We start from the raw sequence: 17078 nt of genomic DNA, 5'->3' as shown, positions 1-17078 counted from the left end.
TTAGAATCAATGTGATGCCTACGTGAGCAGGCATCAACGCGTTATTGGTTATGTGGTTAGGATACCCAAATTTTACGCCTTTTGTGTGACCACCATCGACCTATTACCATATTGAATATTACAGATTTCAGAATTTAGAGATCGTTATCACTTTATAAAGGCAAAAGCAGACAGCCTTTGCCCTGGTTTTTAGCGCGGGTCACGAAGTAAGCGTAGCGCATTCAGCGTGACTAACGCCGTGGCCCCGCTATCAGCCAGCACCGCGACCCAAAGTCCTGTGATACCGAGTACACTTGTCACCAAAAACACCCCTTTAAGCCCTAATGCGATCGTGATGTTTTGCCGTACATTCGCTTGGGTCGCTCGCGCCAGTTGCAGTACTCTTGGTAACTCGACCAGCCGGTTATGACTCAATGCCGCCTCAGCCGTTTCTAACGCCACATCGGTACCACTTCCCATCGCAACACCCACGTGAGACGCTTTCATGGCCGGTGCGTCATTAATGCCATCGCCAACCATGGCGATACGATATTGCTCCGCCAGCGCTTCTACCGCCTCAACCTTGTTCTCCGGCAGTAGCCCCGCGCGGTAATCAATATCCAGTTCGCGGGCAATTTCAGCGGCTGAGGTCGGGTTATCGCCGGTCAACATCACAGGCTGGATACCCATAGCGCGCAATTGCTCGATGGCTTCTCGCGCATCATGTCGCAGTGTATCTCGCCAGCCGATCATCCCTTGTGGTTGCTCGTCAATGAGCACAACCGCAACCGTCACCCCGCGCTCGGCCACCGATTGGGCCTCTTGATATTGCGCGTGGTTTAACGTCGACTCTGCCACTTTATCCAATGCAACCAACCTGACTAACTGTCCTTCGACCATGCCTTGCACGCCGCGACCAGCATTCGCTTGAATATGCGAGGCATCCGGTACCGATAGACCACGCTCGGCGCTATACAACACCAAGGATTTCGCCAAGGGGTGGTGGCTGCCACGCTCTATCGCCGTCGCCGCTTGAAGCAGAGCGCTCTTATCACCGTGCCATGCGCGCACATCGGTCACCATGGGTTTACCTTCGGTCAAGGTACCTGTCTTATCCAATGAGACGGCATTGATACTGGCGAGTGTCTCTAACGCTGCTCCACCTTTGATCAAAGCACCACGGCGTGCCGCGGTGGCAAGCCCCGAAGTAATCGCCGCAGGTGTCGAAATCACGAGCGCACATGGGCACGCGATCAACAATAGCGCTAACCCTCGGTATAACCATTCTTGCCAGCTGGCTGCAAAGAACAGGGGTGGAATCACCACAACCAGCGCGGCGAGCCCAATCATTGCCGGCGTGTACCAACGACTGAATTTGTCGATAAATCGCTCAATCGGCGCTTTTTTCGACTCGGCCTGCTCGATGAGACGCAAAATACGGTCAATGGCATTTTCGCCCTGTGCGGATGTCACGGTCAGCTGTACGGTTTTATCAGTTGCCAAGCTGCCCGCCATCACGGTATCACCCGCGTCGATATCGACGGGAATAGGTTCACCTGTCAGCGCACTTTGGTCGAAACTGGCGGCACCTTCCATCAGTTGCCCATCCGCGGGGAGCCGCTCACCGGCACTGATTTCAATCCGATCACCCGGCTCTAGATCACTGGCCGCGACTGTCTCACGCGAACCATGACGATCAATCCGCGTCACGGTTTCTGGCACTAACGCCATGAGTGACTGGATACCATCACGGGCACGTGTAGAGGCATATCCCTCTAGCCGCTCGCCAATAAGAAACAGCACAAGTACCATCGCCGCTTCCGTGGTTTCTCCCAGATACAGGGCCCCGATGGCTGCAATGCTCATTAAGGTTTCTATCGAAAATGGCGATCCTTGGCGGGCAAGCCGAGCCGCTTTAAGCACAATGGGTGCCAGTCCAACTACAGTCGCAGCAGTAAACAACCAATCGGATAAAGAAGCGGACCAGTAATCTAGTCCCCAAGCCACCAACATAATGCCCATTAGGCCAAACAGCAGAGCGTCATCACGCCATTTCAGCCAGCCAGAAGGCGTAGTGGCGGTTTGATTCAAGGGAACCAGCGGAAAACCGGCTTTTTTCGCGGCTTGCTGAATCGCAGAGCGAGTATCGGTTGTTGGCGCTTCGTGAGTCAAAGCGACGCGTAGCTTTTCAGTCGCAAACAGCACTTGTGCGCTCTCTACACCCGGCGTGGCATGAATCGCCTTTTCAAGTTTGCCAGCACAGCTTGGACAATCCATACCAGTCACCCCCCACTCATGGGTCATAGAGGACCATGACGGGGATGACGCCGAAGATGCATTCTCGCAGGTATCGTTACACGAGGTGTGAGGCCTGTCGGGATCGTCATCGCCCGCACTGCCCTCTCCGTCTTGGTGACTTGCACAGCAGCTCGATGCTTGGCAGCTATTCGTTACCGTCTGCGCAGACTGAGAAACCGTTTGGTGATGTGGCTGATGACAGTGGTGATGTCCACAATGCTTACACATAATCGACTCCTTCTTTGGTCGTTGTGTCATTATCTTGTGGTCAGTATAAGGGTTGGAGCCCACTCCAGAGTCAAGCGCTTATCGAAACAACTCTCATTTGTTTTGCCAAACGCCGCACAACAGCAGGAAAAAGATGCGCCCAGCCATGATGGCTGAGCGCAATCCGCCTATTGGATAATAAAAATATAGCCCTGTAATATTAGGAGGTTAACAATATCGATAAAGAAAGCCCCCACAATCGGCACCACCATAAAGGCTTGGGGCGCGGGGCCGAAGCGATTCACAATTGAGCCCATATTCATTACCGCGGTCGGGGTGGCGCCAAGGCCAAAACCACAATGCCCGCCAGCAATAACGGCCCCTGTATAATTGCTCCCCATCAGCTTAAACGTGACGTAATAACTGAATAAACCGATAACCACCGATTGAATCGCCAAAATAATTAAAAATGGTACCGCTAAGTCGAGAATGTTCCACAGCTTGAGCGTCATCAGCGCCATCGCTAAAAATAAAGATAGAGAGACAGTCCCTACCATATCCACGGTTTCTGACTCTAGCTTTCTAAGTTTAAAGACCTCTAGCGTATTCGTAACAATCACACCCAAGAATAAAGCATAAACAAAGTCAGGCACCATGAGCCATTCAATATTAAACCCGTTTACCCACTCAGATAAATGGCGAGCCCCCGTAATACAAAGTAGTAAAATAAATAAGACTTCAATGACTTTCTTCGCTGTCACTTTATCTTCTTCATTTTCATTGTAAGTCACAAGCTCGGGATATTTTTCGTGTGTTGTGGTGCCACGCCCATATTCAGACTCAAGCTGATGTTTATTAATCAAACGCTGAGCAACTGGGCTACCAATGATACCGCCAATCACGAGGCCGAGTGTTGCCGACGCCATGGCAATTTCGAGGGTACTTTGAATACCATACTCATCGGTTAATATCTGTGCCCAAGCCGCGCCAGTACCATGCCCGCCGGACAGGGTAATAGAGCCAGCTACCAACCCCATCAGAGGATCCAAGCCAAGCATCGACGCAAAACTGACACCAATGGCGTTTTGTATAATGATGTACACAGATGCGATGGCAAGAAACCAAAATACCTTTAAACCACCTTTTACCAATTGTTTATAATTTGCTGCCAGACCAACGGTAGCAAAAAACATCAACATGAACGTATCTTTTAGTGGCAGACTAAACTTAAAATCGATACCGTTGTAATGTAATACAGATATAACACACGCAATAATTAACCCGCCCACAATCGGTTCTGGGATATTAAACTTGCGCAATGCGGGAATTTTTGAATTAACAAAATGGCCTAAAAAAAGGACACCGATGGCAATCAGGAATGATTCTAGCGCACCAATTGAATTGAGTTGATACATATAACCTCTTTGTTTCTCTTACCTCATCCTCCCTGATTGTTTAATTTGACCTTTGTTTTACCTCATTTACGTTCACATTAACGTCAATACGGGTTAGCCACACTTCACGATACTCCAGCATCCTGCTTATCGTTTTGCTGCCGCGCTTGGGCTCTTTTACGCCTCAACCTCGCGATAACTGCCCGCTACCAACGGGCGGCACAATAGCAGAAAAACGCAAAACAAGCACCAACAATCGAACTATATATCGTCACATAGCAAGTAACTACTTAAATAGGCAGGATTAAAATTGACTTACCAGCACATAAGACTGAATGAAAAACAACCACAATTCGTTCGGTTTTTGTACTTGGGCAGCGATAAAGCGCGGCGAGATAGTCGTAAGGTAGGAGGAGAGAGCAAGAGAAGCGACGCGGGTATCAATACTAAAATGGGCGCACCTTACCCCGATTGTAAGGTGCGCAATTAACAAACCTCAAACAGGATGGGTAAGACATTCACCCATTTGCATACTGATGGCTCTCAAGACATCCCGCCGGGTGATAATACCCACCAACTTGCCCTCGTCGACCACGGGGTACAGTTTAGGTTTGGTCGGCGCCATCATTTCAGCCAATTTGATAATGCTATCCTCAGATTCAACCGCTAAGGCATTACTGGTCATGCAATCAGCCACGGCGTGTGAATCTTGACAGTGATAGCTGTCGCGCAATAGCTGTTGCAACATATCTTGCTCAGAAATAAAACCAACCAAACGCTTATTAGCATCCACCACAGGTCCACCGGTCTGCTGACTGCGGAGCAGTTTTTCCAGTGCACTGGAAAGCGGCATATCCGGTGAAAAGGTTACCGGGCGTTTATTCATATAATCTTTAACGGTGATCGACTCCATGTCGCCTCCCTTAATCGTCATGACAATCTGTTGTCCAGTACTTTAAGTGTTGTCGAAGTTGGCGAAATGTCTAAATCACTTTAAACAATTTGTGTTATTGAGCAAACCAATGGATAAATAGCTCGCTCTATAGGTGGGCTACCAGCCGAGTAAACGATAAAGCTCACCGGTTTTTACACTTCGGTGTGCATTCTCGATGGTGCCATCACGAGCCCACTTTTCAACGACAGGCCGAATGATAGCTTGCGCCGTTTGCCAATCTTGCCCTGCTTCTATCTCGTCGAGATACAACAATCTTAGCAGTAAGCCATCCAGCCCAGTCAAAAGCTGCTGTGGCGTGCGGTCATTAAAAATCGATGGAAAAACCCGGTCATCGTCATTAGGCAGTCCCATCACTTGGGTCAACTCTTCCACCACACAGGCCACGAGCTTCCCCTTGGATCGCGCCAAATCAACGGGAATAACGACCGCTGCATAACGAATCGCACCATGCTTATTGACTCTAAAATTGGCAGCACAAACGGCATCTTGTAACGGGGAGACATCCGCATTGGCAAATTGCTTGCGCGCATCATCTAAAAAGCGGTCGTGATTAGTAAACATGATGGTGAGGTTGGCGCGCTGCGGAATGTCGGTGGGGATAAAGTCGATGCCAGTTAGCGTTTCGAGGTGTGAAACGTGATATGTGACAAGATCATCATGCAGCTGGCTCTCGTTGATTGGGTGCGCCACATGATAACGGATCGGGCCTTCCCACTTGCGGACGCCTTGCTCACCTTGCACATACTCACTTTTAAACGCAATACGATAAAACGCGTCGACAATATAATCGGGCGACTGCCAAGCCCGTTGGTTGGCCATTACAGGCGTCACCATTAAGCACAAGGCCAATAACACCATCCGCTGAAAAAGCCGCCAATATGAGTGACTCACAGTATTACTCCCGATATCGAATCCCTTAGCTAGCATAGTCGCGAAAGTGCAACGCTTGAATCATTTTTTTAACAATCCCTAGCGCTGTCTTTTATTTTGTGCATAAAACGTAAAAACCTAATATCAGTTCCATTTTTCTAGACATTTTTTGAACCAAATCCTCATTCTCACCGCTAAAAAAACCCCGCTAGACGCACACTATGGATAGTAACCAACGATTTTTAACTCGTTGTAGTATGAAGAGGAAACTATGCGTAAAACGCTACTCGCTTTAACCCTTCCATTAGCGATACCTGCTCAGGCTGCCAATGTGGTCGATGCCTCAAGCTTAGATTTGAGCGCGGCATTAAACCATGATCAGTCACGCGCAATGACGGCATCATCGCCAGCACTAAGCTTTCGTGAAAAATCACGCCTACAAGTGGGTAATAAAGCCTTGGTGCGCAAGCAGCAGCTGCATCATGGCGTTCCCGTTTACGGTTATTCGGTGGTCGAAAACACCACCGCACGCGGCTTCGCGCCCAGCGTAAAAGGTGACGTTGTCACTGATATCGAGCAAGATATCGGTGGTACGCTACCGATGATTAATCAGCAGCAGGCCATTGCAATTGCACAAGGTCAAACAAGCCAAGGCAATCGGCATTTTCACCAAGCCGATGCGAACACAGAACTCTTGGTCTGGCTGGATAAACAACAAACAGCGCGCCTAGTCTACAAAGTTGACTACCTTGCCAGCGACAACGGTCACCCTTCGCGTCCGATGAAAATTGTTGATGCTAAGTCTGGCGAGATCCTCGATAGCTGGGAGGGCATCGCGCACCTAGAAGCGGGAGGGCCCGGCGGTAACCAAAAGAGCGGTCGATTTAACTTTGGTCCCAAAACCGAACTAGGTAGCTTTCAAGTCAACCGCGACTGCCAAATGGATAGCCCGAATGTGGTGACATTAAACATGAATAACCGCGAATGGGGCGGAGAAGTTCATCAGTTCAATTGCCCACAAAACACCTACCGTCAAGTCAACGGTGCGTATGCGCCGATGAATGATGCGCAGTTTTTTGGCCAGAAAGTATTTGATATGTACCAAGACTGGCTCGGTATACGTCCGATTCGACAAAAGCTCACCATGCGCGTCCACTACGGCCAAGGTTATGGCAATGCTTTTTGGGATGGCAGGCAAATGACCTTTGGCGACGGTAATCGCAGCATGTATCCCCTAACCACTTGGGATGTCATTGCTCACGAGGTGAGCCATGGCTTTACCGAGCAAAACTCAGGGCTTGAGTACCGAGGCATGTCCGGTGGGATGAATGAGTCTTTCTCGGATGTCGCCGCAGCGGCTCTGGGACAGTACGTATTTGGTGAGTTTAACTGGAAAATGGGTGAAGACGTGATGAAACATAGCGAAGCTATGCGTTATTTCATCAACCCAAGCCAAGATGGACGCTCAATTGGTCATGTGAACCGCTATTACTCTGGTATTGATGTGCACTTTAGCTCTGGCATCTTTAACAAAGCTTTCTATCATCTCGCCACCAGCGATCAATGGAATATCAAAAAGGCCTTTAAGGCATTTGCGACAGCAAACCAGCTTTATTGGCGCCCAAACTCCAGCTTCCAGCAAGGCGCGGAAGGCATTTGCGAAGCGGCCAAAGCATTAAACTACCCAGCCGGAGCAGTAAGCCAAGCCTTTGCAGAAGTGGGCATTCAAACCCAAGGTTGCCAAGGAACGGGAGGCAACCCTACGCCAGACCCAGAGCCACAACCTGATCCAGAAATCTTGCCACTGACACTCGATCAGCCCGTGCAAATCCAAGGGCGCGCGGGCGCTGGTTACCAGTTCGTGGTACACAATGCGCCTCGCGGCACTGTTTGGCTGCAAACCTATCGTGGTCACGGCGAAGTAGATTTATATGCCGCGGTAGGTCGCCCTGCAACCGTCAATGATAACGACTGCGCCTCAACGAATGCGGGCAACGAAGAGTACTGTGGCTTTAGCCAAATTCAGGGCATGGATCTGTACGTCACTGTCGTGGGGGCGCGTGATTATGCGACCAACGTGTTAGCACGCCTTGACGATCGCGGGGTTGAGACCAACCGCTGTACCAATATGCCGACTTGGGGTGGATACAACTATTATCCAGCAGGCGTCACCGTTCAGTATCAAGGGCATCTATTCCAGGCCACGCAAGATAACTGGGGCATAGACCCTTTCACTAACCAATGGGTTTGGCAGTATCAAGGCAGCTGCCAAGGCTAACTTCTCTGCGGCCGACTTCTCCCGGCCGCTTTATTTGAGTTAACACCTCCTCACGTTACGCCAAGAGTGTGATCCCCTAGCGATTATTCCCGTCAATGCTTCGTGCAACGTCATCGCGCCGCTCGCATTACGGTTTTATTGCATCTATGTTAATGATTACTGGTGATAATCTAGCAATGTAGAGGCGATAAATGCGACTAACCGCGTTGAGTAATACATGGCAATGGCGCTGTTTGGCCATCCTCTTATTTCTACTCCCCACCCTTGCATGGGCAGCGAACACGAACGCGTCTTCGCTCCACACCCTCACCATGTTGATGGGGCTGCTCGGTGGCTTAGCGCTGTTCTTATATGGCATGGAAAAAATGTCTAATGCGCTGAAAAACGCCGCTGGAAGCCGACTCAAATCCTTACTCGCCAAACTCACCACCAACCGTGTCGCCGGTGTTTTAACGGGCGCGGGAGTCACAGCCACCATTCAATCCTCTTCTGTCACCACCGTATTGCTCATCGGTTTCATTTCCGCAGGGTTAATGTCGCTCGCGCAAGCAACTGGGGTGATCATGGGGGCCAATATCGGGACAACCATTACCGCCCAGATTGTGGCCTTTAAAATCACTCAAGCTGCCTATCTGATGGTCGCTATCGGCTTTTTAATTGAATTTACAGCCAAAGCCGATAAAACCAAGCAATACGGTAAAATGCTATTCGGATTGGGGTTGATCTTCACAGGGATGAATGTGATGAGTGAGGCAATGTCGCCTCTGCGCGATTATCAGCCATTTATTGATGCCATGGCGAAAATGCACAATCCTTTTTTTGCCATTTTACTTGCGGCCTTGTTTACCGCATTAGTGCAGTCTTCATCTGCGACAACCGGGATTGTCATCGTCCTTGCGGGGCAAGGCTTTATCTCGCTTGAAAGCGGGATCGCACTCGCAATGGGCGCCAACGTCGGCACCTGTGTGACCGCCCTCCTCGCCGCTATCGGTAAATCGCGGGAGGCCAAACAAACCGCCAGTGTGCATATTCTGTTTAATATTATCGGGGTGTTGATATGGCTTCCATTGATCAGTGTTTTGAGTGATTGGAGCGTCGCACTGTCGCCGAGCCATCCTGATCTCACGGGCGTTGAACGCTTAGGGGCTGAACTTCCTCGTCAAATTGCCAATGCCAACACCCTATTCAACGTCGTCAATACACTTGTCATGTTGCCGTTTATCGGCGGGTTTGTTTGGCTTGCAAAGAAGATTGTCCCTAAAACTCGTAAGCCTGCACCAAGTGAACAACCGATTGTTTCGCCGAAATATCTCTCCAAAGAACTGCTGATGACACCCGATATTGCCATGGATCAAGCCCAGCTCGAGATTGGACGCATCGGACGCCGAGTTTGCAATATGATGAATGCACTCCCGCCTCTCACTTCTAAATTAGCTTCCCAGCAAGAGCGAGAAGCGGCTAATCATGCGTTAGAGAAAATCGATGAGCTTGAGCATCAAGTCGATATTTTGCACGGACATGTGCTTTTTTATCTCGGTCGATTGCGTAAAGAGCCTCTCACGCAAGCACAGAGTGACCGACAGATCACCCTAATTAGCATGACCGATCAGCTTGAGAGCATTGCTGATCTGATTGAAGACACCTTGGTGCCCATCATGGATAAATCACTGCATGCTGAGATCGATATCAGTGATGAAATGCGTGAAATCCTTGATAATATTCAAGAAAAAGTCACACATGCGCTGCTAGATAGCGTGAATGCCATTCGACGTGGTGATAATAAACGCGCGAAACAAGTACTGCATACCAAACGTGCGCTTAACGCGCTATTGGATAAAGTGCTTGCCCATCAAGCCGAGCGCTTGGTAGAGCATGACACCAACCGCTTGCAACTTTTTAGTATCGAGATGGAGTGGACCGAATCGCTAAAGCGCGTGTATACAGTGACGAAACGGATCGCCAAACTACACCTGCGAGAAAAAGACCCGCAGTGATACGTCACTAGCAGACTTTAAAAAGAAAACGGAACCAAGCCCTAATTTTTAGGCTGATTAAACCAATAGTGTCGGGAAAATCGTTATAACGGCTCCGCCTAATCATATCTAGGAGCTTGAAATGTATACACTATTTCCTTCCCGACCCAAAACTCTATCGGCACTCATTGCGCTTGCTGCCTTTAGTAGCACCAGTGCATGGGCTGATGCTCAATGTGACATTGCCGATTTAGCGGCCAGTAACATGCCGCTCCAAGCCATTATGAGTGCTGAACGCAGTTGCTTTACCAGCTGGTACGACACCACGTCTATTCGATATCACAACGTCTACCAAGAAACCTTTGTAAACAAAGTGACGCAGCGCCTCGCGCAGACCATTGCCAATTATCAAGGGGATGACAGCCAAGCCCGCCAAATTGCTAACTTAGCCGAGTATGTGCGCGCCGCCTACTATGTTCGCTTTTATAGTGATAAAGCGAACGCCGACTTTTCGGACGCACTAGACGACCGCCTTGCGGATGCCATCAATACTTTTTTGCGCTCACCCTACGCAACGGCAAAAGGTAGCGCCCAAACCGATGCCTTGCATGGCTTAACGCTGATGGCCGATAGCATCAAGCGTTTACCGCAAACTTTGGACCTACAAATTCAACTACTTGAAAACCTCAGGCAAGATCGCTTACATGAACGCCGTTACGCGGATGCACTGAATAACCTTTTCCGTGCCATGGCAGGCCACCAATCACGTCAGGCCTTTTATGACGAGCTTGCTGCCGATCTCTCATTGATTGACCGTCTCTATCAATTCGTGTTGGATAACCCACAACTGTCCAACAGCGAGCACGGTGCACTATTGGTGTCGAATACCGTCCGTGAAATGGGGCGGCTATTGATGGCGCCACAAGCCAGCGTGCGAGATCGTGTGATGAGTCATTATCGCGACCTGTTACCCCGTTTCCCACTGGGCGGCAAAAACGACGCGGTTTGGGTAGGCATGGTAGAAATGGTGGATGCTTACGCCCCCGATAAAATGACCGAATTAGGTCTGTCTGACGCCAAAGCGACACTGGAAGCCAAAGTGGTACCTTATCGCCACCAATGTGAAGGCCCGGCGATCATTCGCTCACAAAGCATGACACAGGCCCAATCGCAACAAGCATGCGAAAGCCTGCATCAAAAAGAAGTCGCCTTCCATCAAACCGTGAACTCAGGCTATCAGGCCGTCGCCGATGATCTAAACGACAGTGTTGAAGTCGTGGTATTTGATAACCCGTCCGACTACAAAACCTATTCCTCATTTTTGTTTGGTAACTCGACGGACAATGGCGGCCAATACTTAGAAGGTAACCCTGCCGATCCAGATAACCAAGCCCGTTTTATCGCGTACCGTAATGATAATGGCCAATCGCTTTCCATTTGGAACCTTGAGCACGAGTACGTTCACTATCTGGATGGGCGCTTTAATATGTACGGCGATTTCAACGACGTGCTTCGCCACGGTCATACAGTGTGGTGGCTTGAAGGCTTTGCGGAGTATATGGCCCATGGCGATGACTATGCCGACGCCATACGCTTGGGTAAAGAAGGCGGCTATTCACTCAGTGAAGTCTTTGCCACCACCTACCAGCATGATGTGAACCGCGTATATCGCTGGGGCTATTTGGCGGTACGCTTCTTGTTTGAACAGCATCCAGATGCTGTAGAAACCTTGCTTGAAGCCGGGCGCTCCGGGAAATTCGAGCAGTGGGCAAATTTAGTCAAAGACTATGGCCATCGTTATGACCAGGCCTTTGCGCAGTGGCTGAACACCTTGGATAACACCGGTGGCGGTGAACCACCACGTCCAGACCCTGATCCCGAGCCAGAGCAGCCAGAGGTAACAACGCTATCATTGGGACAAACGGTCACCATCAGTGGACAAGCGTACAGTGAGCACCTGTATCAGATTGATATTGCTCAGCCTGCCAATGCGCTTACATTTAGCATTGCGGGGCAAGGAAACGCGGATCTCTACGTGGCGAAAGGTCGTCAAGCGCACTATTACGATTTTGATGCCACTGAGTGGAACCAAACCAGTCATGAGACCGTGACGCTTAATGATGTAGAACCAGGCCGCTATACCTTAAGTGTCACCGGACGTGGAGACTTTACTGATGTCACCGTCGCGGTAAATGCGGAAGGCCAAGTCGATCCCGAGCCAACGCCAGAGCCTGAAACACCGGCTGGCACCGATGACTTGCGCCCGGCTCAGCTTAACGTCGCGAGTCCCAATAGCATCAGCGTTTATCAACGTCGTTACCTGTATGCCGATGTGCCTGAAGGCGCAACCAAAGCACAAGTGTGGGTCATGGCGGATGGTGACGCGGGCGATCTGAGCGTATTCGCCGCCGAGGATTACTGGCCAACGCAAGCACAAAATCAAGCCGTTTCAGACGTGCCGGGCAGCAACCAGTATATCGAGGTCGATTTACGTGATCAGCAACGTCTGCACCTGCTGCTCACGGGTGATGGAAGCCGAAGCCAAACCGATGTGCGTGTTTACTTTCGCTGATCGCTAAGCACTAAGCACTAAGCACTAAAAAAATTCTACCAAGCGCCACTGCCGAGTGGCGCTTTTTTGTTCGATTTCCATAGGAGGAGGAAAATAATAGAAAGAGGAAAAACGCTTAAGGAATGATTTCTGTTTTCACGCTCCCACAAACTGAGATAATGCCGTCATGACTGGTCTTGTATCACTGTTCACGAATAATAAGGAGAAACCATGACCGAATGGGAAAAAATGTGCCAAGGACTTGTCTTCGATGACAGTGATGGATCCATTGATATCAGGCGAGACCATGCCACACGAACCTTACTGGCATTCAATCAAACAATAGAGACGACGACAAGGCAGCAACTGCTGCGCGAGTTATTAAGTGCTATCGGCGAAGGTTCGGTGATCCAACCGCCGTTCCATTGTGAATTTGGTGAGACCATTCGGGTTGGCAGCAATAGCTTAATCAATATGAATGTCACTATGCTCGATGGCGCTCCGATCACTATCGGTGACCATGTGCTGATTGGCCCCAATACCCAGTTTTACACTCCCACTCACTCTCTCGATTATCAAAGCCGCCGATCGTGGGAGACCTGGTGCAAACCCATCGTGGTGGAAGACGATGTGTGGATTGGCGGCAATGTGGTGATCTGCCAAGGCGTGACGATCGGCGCGCGCAGTGTCATTGCAGCAAACGCCGTGGTGAAACAAGATGTGCCACCTGACAGTCTTTACGGTGGCACACCCGCTCACTATATAAAAACGCTCAATGGCAAGTGAGACAGACAAACTAGTCGATATTTCGCCAATGTGTCGGAGGAGTCAGCCCCCAGCGCTCAAATTCTGTGGCGCTATAAATGGCTCTCCCTTTTTTGCCATGAATAACCGAAATTTCCGAGGCTTCTTCACCCGCCAACACGCGGTTGACGTATTTGCCCGCTTGTATACCCTGGGATTCGCCAAATAGCACGACCCCGCCAGCAGTTTGGCCTTTCCCGACCGAAAAGTCCCAAAAGCCAAACAAAGGTGTCTCACTGTTTTCATTAGTCCATGAGAGCACTTTATTGGCATCAACCACTTTGTCCGACTCATTGCGGATAATTTGGTATAAACCAACCACAATCGCGTCGTAATCATCGGATTGCTCTACTGAGTTTTTCCAAGACGAAAACAAGCGGTGATTTTCGATGGTCACATCGATACCCAGCTGTTGTTTCAAATCTTCATATTGGTTGGCGATGTGATCGGTTGCAATCGTCGCCGTGGTGCCCGCATCAAAGAGGATTTTTACCTTCATTTGATCTTTCCCTAATAATTCGCTCATCTCTTTCATACTGCGAGCAAACAAGGGACGCTCCAACACACCAGTGACTCGCGCCGTACCGGCGTATTTCGCCATTAATCGACGTGGATTGGAGTTAATACCTAAAAACACTATATCGATATCTTCGTTTCTCAGTCTCGGCAGCATATGGCTCAACGCATTATCATCTCCAAGAACAACGACCTCGGGGCTAATCTTTTGATAAAGCGCCAACGCTTTATCTGCTTGCGCGTCAAACTGAGACCTGGGTAAGCGCTTAGTATCCATTTCAAAAGTATGTAGCGTCACATCATCGCCAAGCGTACTTTCAAGCCCACGGATATAGCTTTCATCCCAGCCGTATTCTTTATGATAACTCTGAACCAGCAGTACATCGGCAGCCCAAGTGGGTGCAACGCTCATCAAATAGAAGGCCAGGATTTGTAAATAGAGTTTCATTATGGCTCCTTGACGCCGAGTTCAACCTTCTACAACTGTAGAACAAGATTTTGAAGTGAGACGTTCCCCCACCCGCCACCTGAAAAAAAGCCGCACCTCTTGGGTGCGGCACGTTTGCTGATTGCCTGCATTTTCGGCTTACTGAGCAGGTTTAATCGTCAGTTCAGCATTTTCAAATCCGAGTGCGGCCAACTCATCCGAATCAAAGTTGGAAATGAGCTCCACCCCATTTGCGCTATCATGACTTGCCATGGGCGTCGCAGACCGCTTACTGCGCGTTTGACGAGAGGTTTGCGACTTCGCTTGTCCGACTTCGATAGTGCCCGCGTATTGTGACTCTGCATAGAAATCGCCAGATACGTGGGAGTAGAAAGGACGTAAGCTTTTGCCTGTTGCCCATTGCATACTCTGTAGGCCGTATTTCTCAATGGCCCAACTCCAGTCCCACCATTTTACTTCACCTGGGATATAACGATGATGCCACTGATAGGCAATATCGGCAGACGGCTGGCTACTGCGGCCCATGGTGAAGGTATGGTCATGTGTAGGGCGATTGTCTGGATGGGAGTGCCATGCATTGCCGCCCCAGCGCAAGAAACCGTTAAAGTTAACGTCATAACTGATGTCTGCGCCGAAGCGATAAGGATACGAAATGCTTGAGCGATATAACTCAACACGGATGGGGATCTCTGAGTGTGCTGGAACGAAAGGACGTGCTTGCAAGGTCACTTGCTCGCTGCTCGCGCCGCCATTGCTGCTGGCAAAACTTTGGTTTGCCTCAAAAGAAATGGTTAACTTGGTCTCACCCACCAGCGGCCAATCAAAACTGTTTTCAGTTTCCACTTTTTGTGAAAAGCCATAGGTGTTGGTTTTTTCCCAACTGGTGGATTCATCGACTTTAAGATCGACCACAACCTGTTGATCAATATCGGTATTATTCCGTGCTACCGCTGAAACAGTTTTAACTAACTGGCGATCAGACTCGACCACATCACCGTGCCAGAAATCGCTATCATTGAGGGTATAAGCAAAATTATCGACCGTGATAGTGGTCTTATCACTACAACGATAGCCATCACAGCCCCCGTCATTATTACCGCGAATATGCCACTTATCACCTGAGCGCCAGACGTCCATATCTTCACCGACATAGTCACTGTGGTTGCCACCTACCCATGCATAACCGAGATAATGCGCGAGATAGCTCAGTGGTTTAACAAACTCACTGCGGTTATTCACGAGTGCATACTGGATATCAAGTTCTGTGCCCTCAGGGATGCTTTTGGCAGCATAATGAGGAATTTCGCCCTCATCGTTTTCTGGATAACACCAAGTATCGGCCGTCTGGCCGTATTGCTTGATTTCACCGTTGTATCCACTGCCCATAATGGCCCAATCACCTGCTAGGCCGGAAATCTGCCACTGTCCCATGCGATCCATCAGAAAATGACGATGTGTGCTTGCTTCATCGGCAGTAAGGGGGCGGTAATTCGCGCGACATTGGTCATCACCTAAGTTATCGAGCACAATTTGATCAGGATAAATATTTGCCTGCGCGAGCCCAGCATAAACCAGTACTGATAGGCTGGACACAGTGAGCGCCGTTACACGTATTGTATTAGCCATTTGACGTATTCCTTATTGAACCTTAAATAAGAGTCATAGTGCGACTGTCATGGTCGTCGCAGCCCTTACCCTTTCATAACGGTTCAATAAAAAATAATGAAAAGCGTTGAAATTAATTCCTCCTAAACTTCATAAAGTTACCGCTAGGCATTCAAAAAAACACCAAATATTCAATGTGATTTTCATTCAATAAAATAAGGGAGGAAGCTGGTGATGAAAATAGAGTTAAGGCTCTATTTTTAGCCTATCAGAACATCATGTTTGGGCATGAGAATAAATTTAGTTGTTGCTTATGAATCTAGCGTATTATTTTTCCTGCTGAAGAAATTCATCTATTTTTTGTGTCGCATGAATAATATTGAGCGGAGAGTATCGAATAAAAGTGCTCCGATGGGTCTGCTTTGAAACAAAAAGAAAGGTGGAGTACTTGTGTCTTTTTTCAATATAAACAAGGCAGTTACACTGGCTATGAGTTAAAAATTGCTCTATAGAAAAGCCGAGCTCACTACCGGGCGGGTAAAACACGTAAAGCGCCCCAACACGCTTTTGATTTAACCCTCCTCGCTGAACCCAATCACTCCACCGCCATCCATTCATTTTTCCAACCACAAACACGCTTGTTGCCACGCACAGCAATAGTGTTATCGCAATCAACAAACACTGCCGGTAGAGAGGCACTTTACGCTGAGCCGGACTTGATGGCTTAGGGTGTGAGGATCGCCCTGTTTGAGGGAGGGAAGGTTGAGGTAATGGCGTAACGTCATCTACCCCACTACATGCGGGCTCAGCGGTATGATGAGCGATCATGCCTTGTGTTAATCGGTAGCCATACTTAGGGACCGTGACCACCAATGAAGCGTCTGCACCTATTGCGATCAAGGCGCGCCGCAAAGCACTGACTGATTTAGCCAGCGACGTCTGACCAATGTACTCACTCCCCCAGCTATAACAGATCAGCGTCTGCTTACTGACGGCTTGCGGTGCGTGCTGCAGAAGGCACTCAAGGACAAGCGTCTCGCGAAATCCAATTCGAGTTGACTTGTGATCGTTGTGGAGTTTCCTTGCGACATTGTCGAAATAAATCATAGTTTTTTCTTTTAATAATAAAACAATCAGTTATTTAGTGCGATAAACATCGTTTTATTTAGAAACAAGATCACATTTCAAGAAATGATGTGA

At 49.2% G+C, this 17078-nt stretch carries 11 protein-coding genes; 4 read left to right on the top strand and 7 right to left on the bottom strand.

Annotated elements, in window-relative coordinates:
* Window positions 1-189 precede the first annotated feature (189 nt).
* The 4 genes from BZG25_RS09580 to BZG25_RS09565 form a co-directional block, all read right to left on the bottom strand.
* Window positions 190-2505 carry a zinc/cadmium/mercury/lead-transporting ATPase gene (locus BZG25_RS09580; RefSeq protein WP_241828690.1) on the bottom strand — a complete coding sequence of 772 codons (2316 nt, stop codon included), beginning with the start codon at window positions 2503-2505 and terminating at the stop codon, window positions 190-192.
* A gap of 167 nt (window positions 2506-2672) precedes the next feature.
* Window positions 2673-3899, bottom strand: a complete 1227-nt coding sequence (gene gltS / locus BZG25_RS09575; protein WP_077577915.1) for a sodium/glutamate symporter — start codon at window positions 3897-3899, stop codon at window positions 2673-2675.
* A gap of 475 nt (window positions 3900-4374) precedes the next feature.
* A complete protein-coding gene (locus tag BZG25_RS09570; RefSeq protein WP_046073384.1) occupies window positions 4375-4791 on the bottom strand; it encodes a CBS domain-containing protein in 417 nt (138 codons plus the stop codon).
* A 138-nt stretch (window positions 4792-4929) separates the two neighbouring features.
* On the bottom strand, window positions 4930-5724 hold the full coding sequence (locus BZG25_RS09565; RefSeq protein WP_158010008.1) for a DUF2927 domain-containing protein: 795 nt from the start codon (window positions 5722-5724) through the stop codon (window positions 4930-4932).
* Window positions 5725-5974: 250 nt separating this feature from the next.
* Between BZG25_RS09565 and BZG25_RS09560 the strand changes: the two genes are divergently transcribed.
* The 4 genes from BZG25_RS09560 (at window position 5975) to BZG25_RS09545 (ending at window position 13291) form a co-directional block, all read left to right on the top strand.
* Window positions 5975-7981 (top strand): M4 family metallopeptidase, encoded by a 2007-nt coding sequence (locus BZG25_RS09560; RefSeq protein ID WP_077638976.1) that lies wholly within the window; start codon window positions 5975-5977, stop codon window positions 7979-7981.
* Between the two features lie 311 nt (window positions 7982-8292).
* Window positions 8293-9975, top strand: coding sequence for a Na/Pi cotransporter family protein (locus BZG25_RS09555; RefSeq protein WP_077577982.1), 1683 nt, complete (start codon window positions 8293-8295; stop codon window positions 9973-9975).
* A 121-nt stretch (window positions 9976-10096) separates the two neighbouring features.
* On the top strand, window positions 10097-12526 hold the full coding sequence (locus BZG25_RS09550; RefSeq protein WP_077577918.1) for a M9 family metallopeptidase: 2430 nt from the start codon (window positions 10097-10099) through the stop codon (window positions 12524-12526).
* 210 nt (window positions 12527-12736) lie between these two features.
* Complete coding sequence (locus tag BZG25_RS09545) at window positions 12737-13291, top strand: sugar O-acetyltransferase (protein WP_046073389.1); 555 nt, start codon at window positions 12737-12739, stop codon at window positions 13289-13291.
* A gap of 10 nt (window positions 13292-13301) precedes the next feature.
* Here the strand turns inward: BZG25_RS09545 and BZG25_RS09540 are convergent, their stop codons facing one another.
* From BZG25_RS09540 to BZG25_RS09530, 3 genes are all read right to left on the bottom strand, one after another.
* Window positions 13302-14273: an ABC transporter substrate-binding protein gene (locus BZG25_RS09540; protein WP_046073390.1), complete on the bottom strand. Its 972-nt coding sequence runs from the start codon at window positions 14271-14273 to the stop codon at window positions 13302-13304.
* A 138-nt stretch (window positions 14274-14411) separates the two neighbouring features.
* A complete protein-coding gene (locus BZG25_RS09535; protein WP_077577919.1) occupies window positions 14412-15899 on the bottom strand; it encodes an aerolysin family beta-barrel pore-forming toxin in 1488 nt (495 codons plus the stop codon).
* 306 nt (window positions 15900-16205) lie between these two features.
* Window positions 16206-16985, bottom strand: coding sequence for a transcriptional regulator (locus BZG25_RS09530; RefSeq protein ID WP_077577920.1), 780 nt, complete (start codon window positions 16983-16985; stop codon window positions 16206-16208).
* Window positions 16986-17078 lie beyond the last annotated feature (93 nt).

This window comes from Salinivibrio sp. ML198, from assembly GCF_001996015.1.
Lineage (GTDB): Bacteria > Pseudomonadota > Gammaproteobacteria > Enterobacterales > Vibrionaceae > Salinivibrio > Salinivibrio siamensis.
The sequence above is the reverse complement of the archived record's forward strand: the minus strand, read 5'-3'. Positions and strand labels throughout refer to the sequence as shown.

Coding starts and splice junctions, on each gene's coding strand:
- BZG25_RS09580 (WP_241828690.1), bottom strand. CDS start 2,505: ATGTGTAAGCATTGTGGACATCACCACTGTCATCAGCCACATCACCAA.
- gltS (WP_077577915.1), bottom strand. CDS start 3,899: ATGTATCAACTCAATTCAATTGGTGCGCTAGAATCATTCCTGATTGCC.
- BZG25_RS09570 (WP_046073384.1), bottom strand. CDS start 4,791: ATGGAGTCGATCACCGTTAAAGATTATATGAATAAACGCCCGGTAACC.
- BZG25_RS09560 (WP_077638976.1), top strand. CDS start 5,975: ATGCGTAAAACGCTACTCGCTTTAACCCTTCCATTAGCGATACCTGCT.
- BZG25_RS09555 (WP_077577982.1), top strand. CDS start 8,293: ATGTTGATGGGGCTGCTCGGTGGCTTAGCGCTGTTCTTATATGGCATG.
- BZG25_RS09550 (WP_077577918.1), top strand. CDS start 10,097: ATGTATACACTATTTCCTTCCCGACCCAAAACTCTATCGGCACTCATT.
- BZG25_RS09545 (WP_046073389.1), top strand. CDS start 12,737: ATGACCGAATGGGAAAAAATGTGCCAAGGACTTGTCTTCGATGACAGT.
- BZG25_RS09540 (WP_046073390.1), bottom strand. CDS start 14,273: ATGAAACTCTATTTACAAATCCTGGCCTTCTATTTGATGAGCGTTGCA.
- BZG25_RS09535 (WP_077577919.1), bottom strand. CDS start 15,899: ATGGCTAATACAATACGTGTAACGGCGCTCACTGTGTCCAGCCTATCA.
- BZG25_RS09530 (WP_077577920.1), bottom strand. CDS start 16,985: ATGATTTATTTCGACAATGTCGCAAGGAAACTCCACAACGATCACAAG.